15 protein-coding genes are annotated in these 19,529 nt (G+C 63.8%); 7 read left to right on the top strand and 8 right to left on the bottom strand.

Annotation, left to right across the window (positions count from 1 at the left end):
• The first annotated feature begins 336 nt into the window (after nucleotides 1–336).
• The 6 genes from AACH87_RS08165 to AACH87_RS08140 are packed head-to-tail and all read left to right on the top strand — an operon-like array spanning nucleotide 337 to nucleotide 7,223.
• Nucleotides 337–2,958: a 4Fe-4S binding protein gene (locus tag AACH87_RS08165; protein WP_338798285.1), complete on the top strand. Its 2,622-nt coding sequence runs from the start codon at nucleotides 337–339 to the stop codon at nucleotides 2,956–2,958.
• Nucleotides 2,958–4,253: a nitrous oxide reductase family maturation protein NosD gene (locus AACH87_RS08160; protein WP_338798284.1), complete on the top strand. Its 1,296-nt coding sequence runs from the start codon at nucleotides 2,958–2,960 to the stop codon at nucleotides 4,251–4,253. The genes AACH87_RS08165 and AACH87_RS08160 overlap by 1 nt, the downstream gene beginning before the upstream one ends.
• Nucleotides 4,228–5,172, top strand: coding sequence for an ABC transporter ATP-binding protein (locus tag AACH87_RS08155; RefSeq protein ID WP_338798283.1), 945 nt, complete (start codon nucleotides 4,228–4,230; stop codon nucleotides 5,170–5,172). The genes AACH87_RS08160 and AACH87_RS08155 overlap by 26 nt, the downstream gene beginning before the upstream one ends.
• A 2-nt stretch (nucleotides 5,173–5,174) precedes the next feature.
• Nucleotides 5,175–5,990, top strand: coding sequence for an ABC transporter permease (locus AACH87_RS08150; RefSeq protein WP_338798282.1), 816 nt, complete (start codon nucleotides 5,175–5,177; stop codon nucleotides 5,988–5,990).
• Entirely contained in the window at nucleotides 5,987–6,565 is a 579-nt protein-coding gene (locus AACH87_RS08145) for a nitrous oxide reductase accessory protein NosL (protein WP_338798281.1), read from the top strand. Before AACH87_RS08150 ends, AACH87_RS08145 begins: the two co-directional genes overlap by 4 nt.
• On the top strand, nucleotides 6,549–7,223 hold the full coding sequence (locus AACH87_RS08140; protein WP_338798280.1) for a nitrous oxide reductase accessory protein NosL: 675 nt from the start codon (nucleotides 6,549–6,551) through the stop codon (nucleotides 7,221–7,223). Before AACH87_RS08145 ends, AACH87_RS08140 begins: the two co-directional genes overlap by 17 nt.
• A gap of 124 nt (nucleotides 7,224–7,347) precedes the next feature.
• Here AACH87_RS08140 and AACH87_RS08135 read toward each other — a convergent pair whose 3' ends face one another.
• Both AACH87_RS08135 and AACH87_RS08130 read right to left on the bottom strand, forming a co-directional pair.
• Nucleotides 7,348–8,832, bottom strand: coding sequence for a DEAD/DEAH box helicase (locus AACH87_RS08135; RefSeq protein ID WP_338798279.1), 1,485 nt, complete (start codon nucleotides 8,830–8,832; stop codon nucleotides 7,348–7,350).
• A gap of 205 nt (nucleotides 8,833–9,037) precedes the next feature.
• The gene (locus AACH87_RS08130) at nucleotides 9,038–9,925 is read right to left on the bottom strand and encodes a neutral zinc metallopeptidase (RefSeq protein WP_338798278.1); all 888 of its coding nucleotides are present in this window, start codon (nucleotides 9,923–9,925) and stop codon (nucleotides 9,038–9,040) included.
• A 296-nt stretch (nucleotides 9,926–10,221) separates the two neighbouring features.
• On the opposite strand from AACH87_RS08130, the gene AACH87_RS08125 reads away from it, so the two are divergent.
• Nucleotides 10,222–11,907: a diguanylate cyclase gene (locus AACH87_RS08125; RefSeq protein ID WP_338798277.1), complete on the top strand. Its 1,686-nt coding sequence runs from the start codon at nucleotides 10,222–10,224 to the stop codon at nucleotides 11,905–11,907.
• Nucleotides 11,908–11,985: 78 nt separating this feature from the next.
• On the opposite strand, the gene dcd is transcribed toward AACH87_RS08125, so the two are convergent.
• The 6 genes from dcd to AACH87_RS08095 form a co-directional block, all read right to left on the bottom strand.
• Nucleotides 11,986–12,558, bottom strand: a complete 573-nt coding sequence (gene dcd / locus AACH87_RS08120; protein WP_338798276.1) for a dCTP deaminase — start codon at nucleotides 12,556–12,558, stop codon at nucleotides 11,986–11,988.
• Nucleotides 12,559–12,649: 91 nt separating this feature from the next.
• Entirely contained in the window at nucleotides 12,650–13,951 is a 1,302-nt protein-coding gene (gene guaD, locus AACH87_RS08115) for a guanine deaminase (protein WP_338798275.1), read from the bottom strand.
• A gap of 82 nt (nucleotides 13,952–14,033) precedes the next feature.
• A complete protein-coding gene (locus tag AACH87_RS08110) occupies nucleotides 14,034–15,155 on the bottom strand; it encodes a BMP family ABC transporter substrate-binding protein (RefSeq protein ID WP_338798274.1) in 1,122 nt (373 codons plus the stop codon).
• 107 nt (nucleotides 15,156–15,262) lie between these two features.
• Entirely contained in the window at nucleotides 15,263–16,843 is a 1,581-nt protein-coding gene (locus tag AACH87_RS08105; RefSeq protein ID WP_338798273.1) for a methyl-accepting chemotaxis protein, read from the bottom strand.
• Nucleotides 16,844–17,130: 287 nt separating this feature from the next.
• Nucleotides 17,131–18,183 carry an adenosine deaminase gene (locus AACH87_RS08100; protein ID WP_338798272.1) on the bottom strand — a complete coding sequence of 351 codons (1,053 nt, stop codon included), beginning with the start codon at nucleotides 18,181–18,183 and terminating at the stop codon, nucleotides 17,131–17,133.
• Nucleotides 18,184–18,309: 126 nt separating this feature from the next.
• The gene (locus tag AACH87_RS08095) at nucleotides 18,310–19,479 is read right to left on the bottom strand and encodes a BMP family ABC transporter substrate-binding protein (RefSeq protein ID WP_338798271.1); all 1,170 of its coding nucleotides are present in this window, start codon (nucleotides 19,477–19,479) and stop codon (nucleotides 18,310–18,312) included.
• Between the last annotated feature and the right edge of the window lie 50 nt (nucleotides 19,480–19,529).

Raw genomic sequence — 19,529 nt, 5'->3', positions numbered from 1 at the left:
AAGCCTGCGCAGGCAGGCTTGGAGCCGCGGCCCTCAGCCCCTTCTCTCTGCGCGCTTCGCGCTCCGGGAAGGGGGACGCAGCCCTCGCTGCGGGGCGGCGCGGCCGGCTAGGCCCTTGCTCGGCTGCCCACGCCTGGGGCGCGCCAGTTGCGCAGGCCGCGTTTCTTGTGAAGTTGGTGTGTTTGTTCTCCCCCACCCGTTCGGGCTGAGCTTGTCGAAGCCCTGCGCGGCGCTCAGCAATGACAGATCCTCAAAGCCGAGCAAATAGATATTTGAATGAAATTGGCCGCTAGCGCTTGATGAATAAGCGCAAGCAGCTATCAAAAAGATAGTCCCATGATCTCCCTTCGTCGGCAGTTCGCCACGCTTCTTCTGGTCTTGTTGGCAGCTCTTTGGCTGGCGCCGCGCGCGCATGCTGCGGCGGGGGCCTACGAGGCGGAGTTGCCTGCCGATCTGGCCACGGCCCGCGATCTGTGCGCACTGGTGCCCTGCAAGGACGTGTTCCCCGGGGCCACGCATTTTTCGGAGCGCAAAGGCCAGCCGCCCTATGTGGAGGCCTACGACAACGACAGTGCCCAGAAGAAGCTGCTGGGCTACGTGATGCTGTCCACCGACATCACCGACACGCCCGCCTATTCCGGCAAGCCGGTGGTCACGCTGATCGGCATGGACAAGGACGGCCGGTTTGTGGGCGTGAAGGTGCTCAAGCACTCCGAGCCCATCCTGCTGCTGGGCATCCCGGAATCGGCGCTGCTCAAGTTCAACGGGCAGTACCTGGGCAAGTCGGTGGCCGACAAGATCGAGGTCGGCCAGTCGCGGCCCGACGAGAACGTGATCGGCCTGGATGCCATCTCGGGCGCCACGGTCACCGTCATCGCGCAGAACCAGGTCATGATGGCCTCGGGCTCGGCCGTGGCGCGGCAGGTGGGCATCCTGGCGCCCACGGTACGCGAGCCCGCCCGCTATGCCGAAACCGGCAAGCGCCTGACCTGGGCCGAGCTGGTACAGCAAGGCACGGTGCAGCGCCTGCGCGTGCAGCCCGAACAGGTGGGCCTGGACAAGGGCCCCGAGCCGTTCATCGAACTGTGGTTTGGCGACCTGAACCACCCCGACCTGGGCCAAAGCGTGCTGGGCGAGAACGGCTGGCACAACCTGCGCCAGCAGCTCAAGGAGGGCGAGCACGCCTTCTTCATCATCCGCACCGGCGGCAAGGAATCGTTCAAGGGTTCGGGCTTTGTGCGCGGCGGCATCTACGACCGCGTGCAGGTGCACCAGGGCGCCGACGCATTCACCTTCCGCGACCTGGACGCGCTCAACCTCTACGGCATCGAAGCCGCGGGCGCGCCCAGCTACAACGAGTCGGTCATCTTCATCATCCGCTCGAGTGCGTTCTCCGCCGCGTATCCGTGGCAGCTGAGCTTTTTGGGCAACCGCGTGGACCGCGCTACCGGCACGCGCAGCTTCACCAGCTTTGACGCGCCCTACTGGCTGCCCGCCGCCTTGCTGCAAGGCGGGCGCCCCACCATCGACGAGCCGGACGCACCCTGGGTGCGCGTGTGGAAGACCCGCGCCGTGGAGATTGCGCTCTTCGCCGCGCTGCTGGTGGCCGTGACGGTGGTGTACGCGCTGCGCGAGACGCTCACGCGCCGCTCCACCCACAAGAACAAGTGGCCCGTCAACGCCTTCAAGTACAGCTTCTGGGCCATCAGCATCGGCTGGATCGGCTTCAGCCAGATGGCGCAGCCCTCCATCACGCAGGTGCTGACCTGGTTCCATGCGCTGCTGTTCCAGTGGACCTGGTCGCTGTTCCTGTCCGACCCGTTCATCTTCCTGTTCTGGATCTTCATCATCGTCACCGTGTTCCTGTTCGGGCGCGGGCTGTTCTGCGGCTGGATGTGCCCGTTCGGATCGCTGCAGGAGGGCATCTACAAGATTGCGCGCACCCTGGGCCTCAGGCGGTTCCAGACGCAGCTGCCGCAGAAGTGGCACGACCGGCTCAAGTGGGTGAAGTACGCCGTGTTCTTCGGCTTGCTGGCGGTGTCCATGTTCTCCATGGGCACGGCCGAGAAGCTGGCCGAGGTGGAGCCGTTCAAGACCACTTTCCTGGTGGGCGTGCTCAACCGGGCCTGGCCTTACAGCCTGTTCGTGGCAGCCATCCTGGGCGTTTCGATCTTCATCGAGCGGCCTTACTGCAAGTACATCTGCCCGCTGGGCGCGTCGCTGGCCATGCCCAGCACGTTCCGCTGGTTTGGCCTCAAGCGCAAGCAGGACTGCAACAGCTGCAAGGCCTGCGCCACCGGGTGCGGCGCCCAGGCCATCGACGCCGACGGCCGCATCGACCACCGCGAATGCCTGCACTGCCTGGACTGCATGGTGCTCTATACCGACACCAAGGGCTGCCCGCCCCTGGCCAAGGAACGCAAGCGCCGCGAGAAGGACGGCCTGGAGATCACGCCCATCGGCAAGAACGGCTATTTCATCCCCATCCACCCGGCCACGGTGCAAGACCAGATCTCGGCCAAGGCCGCGCAGGGGCCGGACCCGCGCCTGCCCACCGCGCCGGCGCAGCCTGCGCACAAGGCTGATGCCACCGGCCTGCGCTGGGTGGCCCTGGAACTGGCGGACCACCTGTGGCCCTGGAGCCGCGCAGGCTGGGCATCGCGCCGCGGCCTGCAGATCGCGGGCTTCTCGCTGGCACTCGCGGCCAGCGTGGCCTGGGTGATGGCGGCGCTAGGCACGCTGTCGTCGGGCGCCATCATCGGCTGGTGGTTTGGCTGGAGCGTGTACGAGGTGCTGATCCGCCTGTCGGGCAAGCGCTACGTGAAGGACGGCCCGTGGTGGCAGGGCCAGTACCGCGTGGCCGGCGTGATGGACATGCTGAGCTACGTGGGCTTCAAGAACCTGCTGATCGGCGCGGCGCTGTTCCTGGCCCTCAAGGCCGTGGCGGGGCTGGTGTGATGAAGCCTCCCCGTGCGCTCCTCAACGCAGCTGCCGCGGCCCTGGCACTGGCACTGTCACTGTGGGCCGCGCTGCCTGCGGCGGCGGCTACCGTGCAGGTGCGCCCGGGGCAGGACCTGCAGGCCGCCGTCACCGCCGCCGCGGCCGGCGACACGGTGGAGGTACAGCGCGGCTTCTACCGCGTGAACACGCTGCGCATCGACAAGCCGCTCACCCTGCGCGGCCTGGACCGCCCCACCTTGAGCGGCGGGCAGCAGGGCGACACCATCCGCGTCACCGCGCCCGACGTGGTGATCGAAGGCCTGATCGTGCGCGACTCGGGCACCAGCCTCAAGGACCAGAACGCGGGCATCTACATCCAGCCCGGCGCCCACCGCGCGGTGGTGCGCTACAACGACCTCACCTACAACCTGTTCGGCCTGTGGATCGAGAAGGCCAACGACGTGCGGGTAGAGCACAACACCATCACCGGCCTGCGCGATGTGGGCTCGTCCCAGCGCGGCAACGGCGTACAGCTGTACAACACTACGGGCGCGCGCATCGAGGGCAACCAGATCAGCTTCGTGCGCGATGCGCTGTATGTGGACGTGTCGCACCACGCGGTCTTCCGCGGCAACAAGCTGCACCACAGCCGCTACGGCACGCACTACATGAACTCCTACTACAACCTGTGGGAGGACAACGACACGTACCTGAACCGCGGCGGCCTGGCGCTGATGGAAGTGCGCGACCAGGTGGTGCGCAACAACCGCGCCTGGGGCAACGCCGACCACGGCATCATGCTGCGCACGCTGCAGGACTCGGTGGTGGAGAACAACGTGGTGGCCGAGAACCAGCGCGGCTTCTTCATCTACGACGTGGAATACGCCACGCTGCGCGGCAACCTCGTCACGCGCAACACCGTGGGCGTGCACCTGTCGGCCGGCTCCACCCGCAACGTGGTGGAGGGCAACGACTTCGTGGGCAACCGCGAGCAGGTGCGCTACGTGGGCGCCCGCGACGAACGCTGGGGCACCCAGGGCGGCAACTACTGGAGCAACTACCTGGGCTGGGACCGCGACGGCAACGGCGTGGGCGACGTGCCCTACGAAGCCAACGACATGGTGGACCGCCTGACCTGGCGCCACCCCGCCATCAAGCTGCTGCTGGCCAGCCCCGCCGTGCAGACGCTGCGCCTGGTAGGCCAGCAGTTCCCGGTGCTGCGCGTGCCCACCGTGGTGGATCCCAAGCCCCACATGCAACCCTTTCACCCAGAACGGAGCAATTGGCGTGACCCGCAATCCTCCTCCCATTGATCCGCCCGCGCCCGCCGCCATCGAGGTGCGGGGCGTGCACAAGCGCTACGGCGCGCTGCACGCCGTGGACGGCATCGACCTGCGCATCGAGCGCGGAGAAATCCTCGGCCTCATCGGCCACAACGGCGCCGGCAAGAGCACGCTGTTCAAGATGGTCCTGGGCCTCACGCCCGCCACCGCGGGTGACATCCGCGTGGGCGGCACCAGCGTGCAGGGGCGCGACTTCCGCACCGCACGGCGCCACCTGGGCTACCTGCCCGAGAACGTGGTGCTGTACGACAACCTGAACGGCCTGGAGACGCTGCAGTTCTTCGCGCGCCTCAAGGGTGCGCCGCAGGCCCAGTGCGCCGCGCTACTAGAGCAGGTGGGCCTGGCGCACGCGGGCCGCCGTGCCGTGCGCGAATACTCCAAGGGTATGCGCCAGCGCCTGGGCTTTGCGCAGGCGCTGCTGGGCGACCCGCAGGTGCTGCTGCTGGACGAACCCACCAACGGCCTGGACCCGCAGGCCATCCGCGACTTTTACGCCACGCTGCGCGGCCAGCAGGCGCGCGGCGTGACCATCGTCATCACCTCGCATATCCTGGCCGAGCTACAGGAGCGCGTGGACCGCCTGGCGATCCTGGCCGCTGGCAAGCTGCAGGCGCTGGGCAGCGTGCAGGCGCTGCGCGACCAGACGCACATGCCGCTGACCATCGAACTGGCTCTGGGCGACGCGGACATCCCCGCCGCCGTGCTCGCCCTCGCGCCGCTGCAAGGCGTCACGGCCACAGCCCACGCCGGCGGCCTCACAGCCATTTGCCCGCGCGACGCCAAGATGGCCGTGCTGGGCGCGCTGGCGCCGCTGGGCGCGCGGCTGCAGGACGTGCAGATCCACGAACCGTCTCTCGAAGACGTGTACTTCGACTTGCGCAAAGGCTAGCCATGGAATTCCAACCAATCCTCACCATCGCGGGCAAGGAGTTCCGCGACCGCATGCGCAACCGCTGGGTGCTGGCCGTGGCGCTGGTGTTCACCGTGTTCTCGCTGGCGATTGCCTACTTTGGCGGCGCGCAGCAGGGCACGGTGGGCTTTCGCTCCATCGAGTTCACCATTGCCAGCCTGGTCAGCCTGGTGATCTACCTGATCCCGCTGAACGCCCTGCTGCTGGGCTTTGACGCCATCGTGGGTGAGCGTGAGCGCGGCTCGCTGGACCTGCTGCTGTCGCTGCCCCTCACGCGGCTGGAGCTGCTACTGGGCAAATACCTGGGCCTGGCCGCGGCGCTCGCGCTGTCTACGCTGGCGGGCTTTGGCCTGGTGGCGGTGCTGCTGGTGCGGCAGTTCAGCGCGGCTGCGCTGTTCCACTTTGGCGGCTTCATGCTCAGCTCGGTGCTGCTGGGCCTGGCGTTCCTGAGCCTGGCGGTGCTGCTGTCGGTGCTCACGCACGAGCGCACACGCGCCTCGGGGCTGGCAATTGCTGCCTGGTTCTTCTTCGTGCTGGTGTTCGACCTGCTGCTGCTGGGCGCCCTGGTGGCCACGGGCGGCAGCGTGGGCGGCGAGGCCATGGCCTATCTGCTGCTGCTCAACCCCGCGGACGTGTTCCGCATCCTCAACGTGTTCTCGCTGGAAGATGTGCGTACCCTGTACGGCCTGACCAGCATCGTGCCCCCCGCCCTGGCCAAGCCATGGCTGATGGGCGCGGTGATGGCGGGCTGGATCGTGGTGCCCCTGGGTCTGGCGGGCTGGAGATTCAAACCATGACGCCCCTTCTTTACCAACCTCGGTGCGGCTGCACCACCCGCCGCCAGCTGCTGGGCTGGGCCGCCCTCGCGTCGCTGGGCGCACTCACGGGCCTGGGAAGCCTGGCCGGCTGCAGCCAGGCGGACCGCGGCGCGCAGTCGCTGCAGCCTGTGGACTTTGACCGCGCCACCAGTTGCGAGCTGGACGGCATGCTGCTGGCCGACTACCCCGGCCCCAAGGCCCAGGTGCGCTTTGCGGGGCAGGACAAGCCCTTGTTCTTCTGCGACACGGTAGAACTGTTTGCCACGCTGCTGGTCGGCGAGCAGGTGCGCGCCGTGCAGGCCGTGTACGTGCAGGACATGGGCCAGGCCGACTGGGACGCGCCCAAAGGCCACTGGATCGACGCCAAGGGCGCCCTCTACGTGGTGGGTGGCAAGCGCCACGGCTCCATGGGCCCCACCATCGGCAGCTTTGCCCAAGAGGCGGATGCGAAAAAGTTTGCGGTCGAGTACGGCGGCAAGGTGCTGCGCTTTGCCGAGATCACGCCCGCCATGGTGGACCTGAGCGGCGGAGCCCAGCATGACGGCCGCATGTGAACCGGGTTTCGCGCCTGCGGCACGAAACCGTCGCTGGGCTCTGGCAGGTCTGGCAAGCCTTGCGACCACCGCAGCAGGTGTTGCAGGCTGGAGTGCGTGGCAAAACGGTATAGCATCCAGTCGCCCCGCCAGCCCCACCGCAGACCTGGAAAGCCTGACAGACGATGTGTGCGTGGTGGCCCCACCCACCCCCTACAACGCAGACAAGGGCCTGCCCCTGAGCGCCGCACGCGAAGTGCCACCCGAGGTGCGTTGCCCTGTATGCGGCATGTACCCCACACGCGCCCGTGCCTGGGCGGCCCAGGTCATCTTTGCCGACGGAGACGCCTTCTTTCTGGATTCACCGCTCAGCTTGCTGATGTATCTGGGCGATGTGCCCCGCTACACACGGGGCCGAACCCTGGATGCCCTACGCGCCCGGTACGTGACCGACATGGAGTCGGGGGGTTGGGTGGAGGCCACACAGGCCATGTATGTGGTGGGCTCGTCGGCCTTGGGGCCCATGCGGGCGGGCAATTTGCCCGCATGGAGCCAACGCGCCGCCGCTGAGGACTTTGCAAGGCAGCGCGGTGGACACGTTCTGGCGTGGGGTGAAATCACCCCAGCGCTGGTGGCTTCGCTGGCACCCCGTCGCCACACCGTGCACGCACTACCCTAGCGCGCAGGTGCGTCGTGACCCATCAACAAAAAGGGCCACATGGATGTGGCCCTTACTAATTGCTATTCTTTAGATAGCAGCTCGCGCTCAATAGACGGGCGCTAGGCCCTTTTTTCTCTGCGTATCAGCTCTGCTCGCTGGATGTCTCGCGCACCGCCGCCTTGAACAAGGCCGCCACCTTGCGCTTGGGCTTGATGTTGGCCGAGATGCCGCTGCGCACGGGTGTCTTGGCCGTGGCTTCCCATGCCGCTGGGGTGTCGGTAGCACTGGGTTCGTAGGGCTTGCTGAAAAACGGATCGCGCGATACGGCGGCGGGCCGGAAACCCCGGTAATCGCGACTCTCACGCCCTTCACGACTTTCGCGTGGCTCCCGCGAATCACGCGGCTCGCGGCGGAAAGCGCCAGCCTCCCGCGCATCGCCGTAATCGCTGTCGCGAGACGAGCGGCGGCTTTCACGCGGGCGCTCATCTTCCAACTGCAGCGTCTCCAGCTCGATCTTTTTCTTGATCAGCTTTTCAATGTCCGTCACCAGCCGCGCATCGCTGCCGGACACGAGCGTTACGGCCAGACCGGAGGCACCTGCGCGGCCCGTACGACCGATGCGGTGCACGTAGTCTTCGGCATTGAACGGCACGTCAAAGTTGAAGACGGCGGGTACATCCTTGATGTCGAGGCCGCGGGCCGCCACATCCGTACACACCAGCAGGTCCACCTCGCCTTGTTTGAAGGCTTCCAGGGCCTTGAGGCGCTCGTCCTGGCTCTTGTCGCCGTGCAGGGCAGCGGTCTTCAGGCCTTCGCGCTCCAGGCTGCGTGCCAGACGGCCGCAACCCAGCTTGCTGTTCACAAAAATGAAGGCCTGCTTGATGCCACGCGAGCGCAACACATGGTGGATAGCCCGGCGCTTGTCGTCATCGCCCGCGCTGTAAAAGCGCTGCTCCACTGTAGCCGCCGTCTCGTTGGGGCGGGCCACTTCGATGGTAATGGGGTCTTGCAGGTAGCTGCTGGCCAGGCGCTTGATCTCGGGCGAGAAAGTGGCGCTGAACAGCAAGGTGGTGCGCTGCTTGGGCAGGTACGACAGGATGCGCTGCAGATCCGGCAAAAAGCCGATGTCCAGCATGCGGTCTGCCTCGTCCAGCACCACGTATTCCACCTGGTTGAGCACCGCGTTCTTGGCCTCGATGTGGTCCAGCAGGCGGCCTGGCGTGGCCACCAGCACCTCAACGCCTTTTTTCAGTTCGATGGTCTGGGGCTTCATGTCCATGCCGCCAAACACCACGGTGCTGCGCAGCTTGGTGTACTTGGCGTACAGCGCAATCTGCTGGGCCACCTGGTCGGCCAGCTCACGCGTGGGCAGCAGCACCAGCGCACGCACAGGGTGCCGTGCGGGCGATGTCGAACTGTTTTCGTGCTTGAGCAGGCGCTGCAGCAGTGGCAACGAGAACGCCGCCGTCTTGCCTGTGCCCGTCTGGGCGGCGCCCATCACGTCTTGCCCCGTCAGCACGACGGGGATGGCCTGGGCCTGGATGGGCGTCATGGACTCGTAGCCCATTTCGGCCACGGCACGCGCTAGCGGCTCGGCCAGCGATAGATTGGAAAAAGAACTTGTCATTTAGCCCTCTATTGTCGCACCGCAGGCCTTAGAAGGCACTTTTTTGCAATTTGCGCCCCCTGAAAGGGGACTTGGCAAGCGGATACGAGTGCACTTTGCTACTAAATACATAGCATCCTGCGCTTATGCGAAGGGCGCCAGAGGCATATCGTGCCTGGGCGATGGCACTAAGGGGGTTACCCACTCAGTCACCGGCCCTCAGCTTTCAGAGGCTGCGGGCGGAGAAAGTGTCACAAGCCTGCACGCTGCCCTGCTTGAGGCCCGTGTAGAACCAGCGCTGGCGCTGAGCGCTGGTGCCATGGGTAAAGCTGTCGGGCACCACGGCCCCTCCTGCAGAGCGCTGCAGGGCATCGTCCCCAATGCGGGATGCAGCGTTCATCGCCTCTTCCACATCCCCTTGTTCCAGCAACTGGCGGGCATTCTGTGCGTGGTATGCCCACACCCCCGCAAAACAGTCGGCCTGCAACTCCAGTCGCACAGACATGGCGTTGAGTTCTTTCTGGCTGACCCGGCCACGCATCTGGTCGACCTTGGCGCTGATGCCCATCAGGTTCTGCACGTGGTGCCCCACCTCGTGGGCAATCACATAGGCCTGCGCAAAATCGCCAGGCGCGCCCAGGCGGTTTTTAAGGACTTCGTAAAACGCCAGGTCGATGTAGACCTTCTGGTCTGCGGGACAGTAGAACGGCCCCATGGCCGAGCGACCGGTACCGCAGGCAGTGGGCGTCGAGTTTTTGAAAAGCACCAGACGTGGCTCTTGGTACCGTCCTCCTGCCTGGCGGAAAACGTCTTTCCACACGTCTTCGGTATCCGCCAGCACGGTAGCCACAAAACGTGCCATGCGGTCATCGGCAGGCGGGTGGTGAGCAGGCGCCTGCTGGACATGTGCGGGTGGCCCCCCGCCCCCGCTCAGAAGGCCCAGAATGGTGAGCGGATTGACGCCCAGCACCCAGCCCCCCAGCAGCGCTATCACGATGGTGCCGATACCGATCCCCCGGCCACCAAAGCCGAACGAGCCACCACCGCCGCCGCCATCGTCGCTGTCACGACGATCTTCAACGTTGTCCGATTCCCGATTGCCTTCCCAACGCATACATTCCTCCTGCCCCTGTCCGGTGCAGGGTCATCTAGCAAGCTGGTGATCTTAGAGCCTGTTTGCAACCCTCTCGGGCTACCCAGGGCATCGCAAGATACGGCAGATTTTTGGCTTTGTCGCGCATGCGCCATGCCAATGCGTAACAGATTTCGGATTTCGGGATTCCACACTGCCAATTGTCTACACACTGTGTACAGTGCTGAGCAGCCACGCGGGCACACCACCCGCAACACCGCCCACTGCACTGCTCCACCGTGCCGCCTATCTTTTCATTCCAACTCCCACTGCCGTCCATGCCCGGGCGCAGCCTTCGCACCCAGATTGCACTGGTCTTTGGCATCCTGGTGGTTGCGCTCTCTGTGCTGCTGTCCATCGGTTTTGGTGAGGTGGTAAAGCGCCGCATCCAGCGCGACGTGGGAACTTCGTTGCAGACCCTGGCGGACGCTACGGCCTCACTGCTGGCAGCCGGTCTGTACCAAAGGGTGCGTGAAGTGCAGGTGCTGGCGTCTTCTGAAGTGCTGTGGAAAAGTGGGCTGGACTCCCCCCAGGTCTTGCAGCTTCTGGCGCGCCAGCAGGCCATCCACCCGCAAAGCCTGTGGTTGGGCGTGACCGATGCACAGGGCGTGGTGCATGCGGCGTCAGGCAACATGCTCTTGGGGCAAAACGTGTCGGAGCGCCCCTGGTTTCAGGCGGGTCTGAAGGGTCCTCATGTAGGAGATGTCCACCCCGCCAAGCTGCTTGAAAGCCTGCTGCCCCCCAGCAAAAGCGGCGAACCCTACCGTTTTGTGGACTTTGCCGCGCCCATCCGCCTCAGCGGCAAAACAGTGGGTGTGCTGGGCGTACACGGCTATTGGGAGTGGGTCAATGAAATGATCCAGACGCTGATGCCCGTGGACGCGCGGCAGGATCAGCTGGAAGTGTTCATCTTCGATAAAACAGGGCAGCTCATTCACGCTCCCGCAGACCAGCAAACGCTGCTTCAGCGCCTGGGCCAGAAACTGCCGGATGAGCGTTTTTACAAAGTACCCAGCGATACCGCCCGGGCCGACCAGACCGCCGTGGTGCGCTGGGCCGATGGCCAACGCTACCTCACCTCGCACGCACGGCTGCAGGCACGCAGCGCAGAAAGCGATATGGGATGGCACATCGTGGCCCGCATGCCGGTAGACATTGCTTTTGCGGAGGCCACGCAGGCGGTCTACAAGGCATTGCTGGGTGGATTCATTGCCGCCGTGGTCACCTCGCTGCTGGCGTGGATGGCTGCGGGGCGGCTGAGCGAAGACCTCAATACGCTGGCGCGGGCTGCGCAGGATCTGGAAGCGGGGAACCCCAAAGCGACCATTCCCACGGCCCAGAGCAGCCTGGAAGTCAGGCGCCTTTCTTCCGCCCTGCGGGACATGACGCAGCGACTGCTGACTGCCCACGGCGCCATGGAAGCGCAGGTGCAGTTGCGCACGCAGCAGCTGGAGCAAGCCAACCGCGAGCTGGATCTGCAGGCCCGCAGCGATCCCCTGACAGGCCTGCTGAACCGCCGAGGGTTTGATGCGCAGATGGCTTACGCACTGGCACTGGCGCGGCGCAGCGGCAGGCCTTTGTCCATCGTCACGATGGATGTGGACCACTTCAAGCAGATCAACGACACCTACGGCCATGAGGCGGGTGACCATGTACTGCAGCGCCTGGCCCAAACGCTGATGCAGCGCCTGCGGGATTCGGACGTGGTGGCACGCCTGGGGGGTGAGGAATTTGCAGCGCTGCTGCAAGACACCGACATTGCTGGCGCACGCGCCATTGCCCAGGCACTGGTCGATGCCATTGGTGAGCAGCGTGACCCGGTGGCAGGGCACTTCACCATCAGCGCCGGGGTAGCCACCTTGCGTGGTATGGACGACCTGGGTTCAGCCCTGCTGCGCCGGGGGGATGAGGCGCTGTACGAAGCCAAGCGCGCAGGGCGCAATCGGGTGGTGGTGCAGGCTTAAAGCCGTTGCGGCGGAACGTCTGGCCAGGGCCACTTCATTGAATCGTATTGGCCGCACCTGGAAGCGGCCCGTGAGCGCTCAGGCCTTGGGCAGCGTGACGCCCACCTGCCCTTGGTACTTGCCGCCGCGATCCTTGTAGCTGACCTCGCAAACGTCGTCCTTGTCGCTTTCAAAGAACAGCACCTGGGCGCAGCCCTCGCCTGCATAGATGCGTGCGGGCAGCGGTGTGGTGTTGGAAAACTCCAGCGTCACATAGCCTTCCCACTCGGGCTCGAAGGGAGTGACGTTGACGATGATGCCGCAGCGTGCGTAGGTGCTCTTGCCCAGGCAAATGGTCAACACGTTGCGCGGAATGCGGAAATACTCCACCGTGCGGGCCAGCGCAAAGCTGTTGGGTGGGATGATGCAACTGTCGCCGTGGAAATCCACAAAGCTCTTCTCATCAAAATTCTTGGGGTCCACCACCGTACTGTGGATGTTGGTGAACACCTTGAATTCAGGGGCGCAGCGGATGTCGTAGCCGTAGCTGCTGGTGCCGTAGCTGATGATCTTCTGCCCCTCGCGCTCACGAATCTGGCCTGGCTCAAAGGGCTCGATCATGCCGTGGTCTTCGGCCATGCGGCGGATCCACTTGTCGCTCTTGATACTCATCGGTTGGCTCCTGCGCTGCAGCACTTGCCCGGCTGCAAGTCGGCAAGCCAGGCAATATGCTATGAAATATGTAGCTGGTAGCGCTTTTACATCAAGCGCTAGGGGCGTATTTTGCTTGAGAAATCACGGTTTGTTCGATCACCCGGTCATCGCCCAGTACGATCAGCGCAAACAATAGCTCTTCCAGGCTGTTGGCCTGGCGCGTCTTGCGCGCCAACAGCGGCGTAGCCTCGGGGTTCAGCACCAGGAAGTCCCCTTCGCATCCGGGCTGAAGATTGCCCACCACGCCCCCCAGGCCCATGGCATGGGCCGCACCTGCCGTGTGCTGCCACCACAGCTGGGTCGGGCTCAGGCTCAGGTCCGTCTTGGTCTGCCCCTCGCGCCCCACGTAATAGGCCGCCATCATGGTGTGGAAGGGGCTGAAACTGGTGCCCCCACCCACATCGCTGGCCAGGCCATAACGGAAACCGGCGCGATCCGCACCGGCGTAGTCGAAGAAGCCGCTACCCAGAAAGAGATTGCTGGTGGGGCTGATGGCTGCAGCGGTTTTGCGCTCGTGCATCAATGCCCGGTCGGCATCGTCGAAGTGAATGCAGTGCGCATACACCGCACGCTCGCGCATCAGACCAAAGTCGTCGTACACCGCCAGATAGCTGCGCGAGCGGGGAAACAGCTCGCGCGCCCAGCGGATTTCGTCCAGGTTCTCTGCCACGTGCGACTGGATCCACACGTCACCATAGCGCGCAGCCAGCTCACCCGCACCGCGCAACTGCTCGGGGGTGCTGGTGGGGGCAAAGCGGGGGGTAATGGCGTAACCCAGGCGGCCCACGCCATGCCAGCGCTGGATAAGCGCCTCGGTATCAATCAGGCTTTGCTCCGTCTCGTCGCGCACGCCGTCGGGCGAGTGGCGGTCCTGCAGCACCTTGCCTGTGACCAGCCGCAGACTGCGGCGCTGGGCCTCGGCAAACAGGGCATGCACAGACGCCGGGTGCGATGTGGCAAACGCCAGTGCCGTGGTCACACCATGGCGCAGCAACTCTTCCACAAAGAACCCTGCCACCTCGCTGGCGTACTCGGGCTCAACAAAGCGCGACTCATGCGGAAACGTGTAGTTCTCCAGCCAGGGCAACAGACCATCGGCGGGCGAGCCAATCACATCCGTCTGCGGAAAGTGCACATGCAGATCCACAAACCCTGGCGCCAGAATGCGCCCAGGCAGATGGGTGACGGCCCCCTGCTGCGCCCATTGCGGCGCCAGCGCAGCCCACGATCCCGCAGCGACCACCCTTTGGCGCCCTGCAGCATCAGGAGCGATGGCCAGCAGGCCGTCCTGGTCGTACAGGGCCTTGCCATCATCGGCAAAGCGCAAAAGGGCAGATCGGAATACTTGCATGGGGCGAGAGCTTAAAGGGCGAGAACACCCTCACCATACCGGAGGGGTAATAGACAGTAGAAGTCCGGTGGTGGTGGGTGCGTCAGCGCGGTAGCGAGCCTTTGACGCCTTCTACCAGCCAGTTCATTTGCAGGATCTGTGCATCGCTCAGCGTCTGCCCGGCAGCGATGACCTCGCGGCCCTCGGTGTCGCGCACCGCCTGCTTGCCCGCGCGGAACGGATGGAGCTTGCCCGCGCCCACCGCCTTCTGCGCAGCCAGCACCTCCTGCTGCACGGCCTGGGGCACCTTGGGGCCAAAATCTCCCACGCGGATCATCCCTTCACGCACACCGCCCCACAGGTTGCCTGATTTCCACTGCCCGCTTTGCAGTGCCCGCACCCGTTCGGTGTAATAAGCGCCCCACTGGTGCGTCACGGCAATGATCTGCGCATCTGGCCCGGTCTTGCGCATGTCGGAGTGGTAGGCCACGGCCATCTTGCCGCGCTCCTGCGCCGCAGCCATCACTGCGGTGGAGCCTGTGTGAAAGGCAATCACATCCACGTCCTGGTTGAACAGAGCCATGGCAGCGTCGCGCTCCTTGGGAGGGTCAAACCAGACGTTGAGCCACACTACCTTGACCGATGCATTCGGGTTGACCGACCGCATGCCCAGAGTGAACGCATTGATGCCCTGCAGCACCTCAGGAATCGGGAAGCCTGCCACGTAGCCAGCTACACCGGTCTTGCTCATGCGGCCTGCGGCAATGCCCGCCAGGTAACGGCCTTCGTAATAACGCGCGTTGGCAGTGGCCACGTTCGGGGCCTGCTTGTAGCCGGTGATGGATTCGAACTTCACGTTGGGGAAGTCCTGCGCCACTTTCAGGGTGGGCTCCATGTAGCCAAAGCTGGGGGTGAAGATGATCTGGTGCCCGGTAGCGGCCAGGTCGCGGATTACCCGCTCTGCGTCTGCCCCCTCGGCCACGTTCTCCACATAGGTGGTCTTGACCTGCGAGCCCAGCGCCGCCTCTACGGCTTTTCGCCCCTCTTCATGCTGGCGTGTCCAGCCTGCTTCGGTGATGGGTGAAACGTACACAAACCCAGCCTTGAGCGGCTCGAACTTGGCAGCCGGAGCCGCCGTCTGTGCAAAAGTGGGGGGAAGGGTTACGGCGCAGAAAAGCGCACTCACACAAGCCGCACGCAGTGCGGTGGCGAGGTTTTTGTACATGGTGTTCCTCTACATGGCCCGAAGTAAAAAACAAGAAAACCGCCGGGCAGCGGTTTTCTCAGGGTGCGGATTCTACCCGCCGCGCACAAAGCGCATCGCGAAGGTGCTCAGGTCAGACGCTTGAGCGAAGGGTCGGCCTGATAGCCCAGGCGGAACTGCCCCACCACCTCGCTCAGGCGTTGGGCCTGCTCGTTCAGGCTTTGCGCGGCGGCGGTGGATTCCTCCACCAGCGCAGCGTTTTGCTGCGTCATCTGGTCCAGTTGCGTGACGGCAATGTTGACCTGACCAATGCCATGGCTTTGCTCCTTGGTCGCAGCGCTGATCTCACCCATCATGTCCGTCACGCGCTTCACGCTGGCCACGATCTCGTCCATGGTGGTACCTGCGTCTGCCACCAGACTGGCACCGGCTTCCACGTTTTCCACGCTGGCACCAATCAGGCTCTTGATCTCGCGCGCTGCGTTGGCTGAACGCTGGGCGAGGGAACGCACCTCGCTGGCGACCACGGCAAAGCCCCGGCCTTGCTCCCCCGCACGGGCCGCTTCCACGGCGGCGTTCAGCGCCAGAATGTTGGTCTGGAAGGCAATGCTGTCGATCACGCCAATGATGTCGGAGATCTTTTTGGAGCTGTTGTTGATCTGGTCCATGGTGCTGACCACCTGGGCCACCACTTCACCACCGCGCTGCGCCACCTGGGCTGCAGTGTGAGACAGCATGCTGGCCTGGCTGGCCGCATCGGCACTGTGCTGCACGGTGCTGGTCAACTCTTCCATGGCGCTGGCGGTTTCCTGCAGGTTGCTGGCAGCGTTCTCGGTGCGCGCACTCAGGTCCTGGTTGCCCGACGCAATCTGGTGGCTGGCAGTGGAGATGCTGTCCACCACGCCACGCACCTGCTGCAGCGAGGTCTGGAGCACCTCGCGCATGCGATCAATGGCGCGCAGCAGATGCCCGGTTTCGTCGTTGGAATAGCGGGTCTGGGGGCGACCGGTCAGGTCCAGGTTGGCAATGTCTTGAGCGCTGGCTTCAGCCAGCTTCAAAGGCCGGGTGATGCTGGAAGCCAGGTACCACGAGAGCACCAGACCGAGCAACAGAGAGATCAAACCGCACACCACCAGCAGCACGCTGGTCTGGGCACGCAGTTCATCGTTGCGTTTGGCAGCGGCGTCCAGCTCTGCGCGCTGGCCGGTTGCCACTTCCTGCACGCTGGCCACATAAGTGCGGGCCGTGGGCTCGAAACGCTCGGCAAACACCTTTGCGGCGCCCTCTGAATCGCCCGCCTTCTTGAGTTTGCTGACCTCTTCACGCGCAGCCAGGTAGGCCTTGCGCTGCTCATTGATCTTGTCGTACAGCGCCTTCTGCGCAGGCGTGACCATTTGCGTTTCCAGGTACTTCTGCAGATCGTTGGTCTCAGCGATGGAGGCAGCTGTAGCGGGGGCAAAGTACTCAATCAGACTGGGGTCGCTGCTTTTGGCAATGGCCGATGCGCGCTGCACACCCGCTGTGGTGTTGCGCAACCAGTCGGCCGTGGCACGCTCGGTCTTGAGGTTCACTGCCAGCATGGTGTCAGTGACTTGCCCCATCTGGCGCAGTTTGAAGACGGCAAACAGACTGGTGAGCAGGGAGAGGGTCAGGATGAGCCCGAGCACACAGGCCAGGCGCTTGGCTATGGATAGCTGGTTGAGGAACATAAATGTGGAGGTAATCAATTACAGAACCGGTCTGCCGACTGCCCGCTGCATCGGGGCACCGCAGCCCAGGCTTTCACCGTGCGCAGCAATGCACTCGGCGAAATCCCTGGTTCATGCGTTCTGAGCCGGAAGTCAAAACGCAACAAAGTGCAACATGATAACCCGCCAAGCTTACAAAACCGACAGTGTTAACAAAGCGTCAATTGCAAGCTAGGCCCTTGTACCTCTGCTACCTCAAAGCGGACACGGAACAGATCCGCAGTCTTCCATGCCAAGGACTGCCAGTATCAGTAGTCGTGCTCCACAAACCTCTCGAAAGTCTCCTTGAGTTGGTGCTCCCACTGCCGCTTTTGCGGGTTCGAGGCAAAGCTGGCCTCGAAGCTGTTGAAGGCCAGTTGGTACGCATGCCGGGCCGTGAGGCCTGTGGCCGCAAAAAGCTGAACAAAGTTCTCGTTGATGTAGCCGCCGAAGTAAGCCGGGTCATCCGAATTGACGGTAGCGGCCAAACCGGCGTCCAGCAGCTTGCCCAGGTTGTGGTCTGCCAGATCCGGAAACACGCACAGCTTCTGATTGGACAGTGGGCACACCGTGAGCGGGATACGCTCCTGCGCCAGCCGCTGCATCAAAGCGGCATCGTGGATGGCCTGGACTCCGTGGTCAATGCGCTCCACCTTCAGCACATCCAGCGCACTCCAGATGTAGGCAGGGGGGCCTTCTTCTCCCGCGTGCGCCACCAGGTGCAAACCCAACTCCTTGCAGCGCGCAAAAACACGGGCAAATTTTTCTGGCGGGTGACCAACCTCGCTGCTGTCCAGGCCCACGCCGATGAACTTGTCACGGAAGGGCAGCGCCTGCTCCAGCGTCTCAAAGGCTGACTCTTCGCTCAGGTGGCGCAGGAAGCACAGGATGAGCGACGCATTCACACCCAGCTTTTGCCCTGCATCCACGCATGCACGGTGCAGCCCCTGCACGACCGTGGCCATGGACACACCACGCTCGGTATGGGTCTGCGGGTCAAAAAACAATTCGGCGTGCACCACGTTGTCGGCCGCTGCGCGCTCGAAATAGGCCCAGGCCATGTCGTAGAAGTCCTGCTCATGCAGAAGCACGCTGGCACCAGCGTAGTAGATGTCGAGGAAGCTCTGCAAATTGGTGAAGGCATAGGCCTTGCGCAGGCTCTCCACATCGGCGTACGGCAGCGTAACGCCGTTGCGCTGGGCCAATGCAAAGATCAATTCAGGCTCCAGCGAGCCTTCGATGTGAATGTGCAGTTCAGCCTTGGGCATTTGCCGCAAAAGATCTGGCAGGCGCTCTGCAGAAATGGGGGGGACTTTGAACATCAGCAAGCTCCGTGGGTAGGGTTGAAAACATCATGCCTTTTTGCCGTGCGAATGGAAACCGGCAAACCCGTGGCAAGATGAAAAAAGGCCGCCCGAAGGCGGCCCTGTGGTTGCGCTGACAGCGACTTACTTCTTGTCGGCACCGGGGATCTTGCCTTCCACGCCCTTGACGTAGAAGTTGATGCCACCCAGGAATTTGTCATCAGCCACGGCATCCTTTTCCAGCACTGGCTTGCCATCCTGGCCCACGATAGGACCCTTCCAGATCACAAAGCTGCCGTCGGCCAGGCCCTTCTTCACTTCTTCCACCTTGGCCTTGGTTTCGGCAGGCACGTCTTCAGCGATGGAGACGAGATCGATCGCGCCTTCCTTCACGCCCCACCACGAAGCCTCGCCACCCTTCCAGTTGCCTTCCAGCGCATCCTTGGTGGCCTTGATGTAGTAAGGGCCCCAGTTGATGACGGCAGAAGCCAGGTGGGCCTTGGGGCCATAGGCGGTCATGTCGCTGTCCCAGCCAAAGGCGCGCTTGCCCTTTTCCTGGGCCGTCTTGAGCACGGCAGGCGAATCGGTGTTCTGGAACAGCACGTCAGCACCACCGTTGATCAGGCTGGTGGCGGCTTCGGTTTCCTTGGGTGGGCTGAACCATTCGTTCACCCACACCACCTTGGTCTTGATCTTGGGATTGACCGACTGCGCGCCCAGCGTGAAGCTGTTGATGTTGCGGATCACTTCAGGAATTGGTACCGAGCCCACCACGCCCAGGGTGTTGGTCTTGGTCATCGCGCCAGCGATCACGCCCGCCATGTAGGCACCTTCGTAAGTGCGGCTGTCATAGGTGCGCACGTTCTCGGCGGTCTTGTAGCCTGTGGCGTGCTCAAACTTCACATCCTTCAGATCGCCAGCGATCTTCTGGATGGATTCCATGTAGCCGAAAGTGGTGCCAAAAATCAGCTTGTTGCCCTGGCCAGCCAGGTCACGCAGCACGCGCTCAGCATCGGCCGACTCAGGCACGCTTTCGACAAAGCTGGTGACCACCTTGTCGCCAAATTCCTTCTCGATGGCCTTGCGACCGTTGTCGTGGGCGAAAGACCAGCCACCGTCACCCACAGGGCCCACGTAGGCAAAAGCGATCTTCAGTGGCTCTGGCTTGGGCGCTGGGGCAGAAGCTGCGGGGGCAGGTGCCGGAGCTGGCGCAGGTGCAGGAGCCTCGGTCTTGCCGCAGCCCACCACGGCGGCAGCAGCCAGTGCAGACAGCGCTGCCACTTTGAACATCGAACGCTTTTGCAGATCGGTCATGTCGATTCCTTGAGAGAAAACAGTGAAAACGGAGAGGAAAAACGGAAAAC

It is taken from the genome of Acidovorax sp. DW039 (assembly GCF_037101375.1).
In the GTDB taxonomy this organism is placed as follows: domain Bacteria; phylum Pseudomonadota; class Gammaproteobacteria; order Burkholderiales; family Burkholderiaceae_C; genus Acidovorax.
Note: the sequence above shows the minus strand (reverse complement) of the source record. Positions and strands in the feature narration are given on the sequence as shown.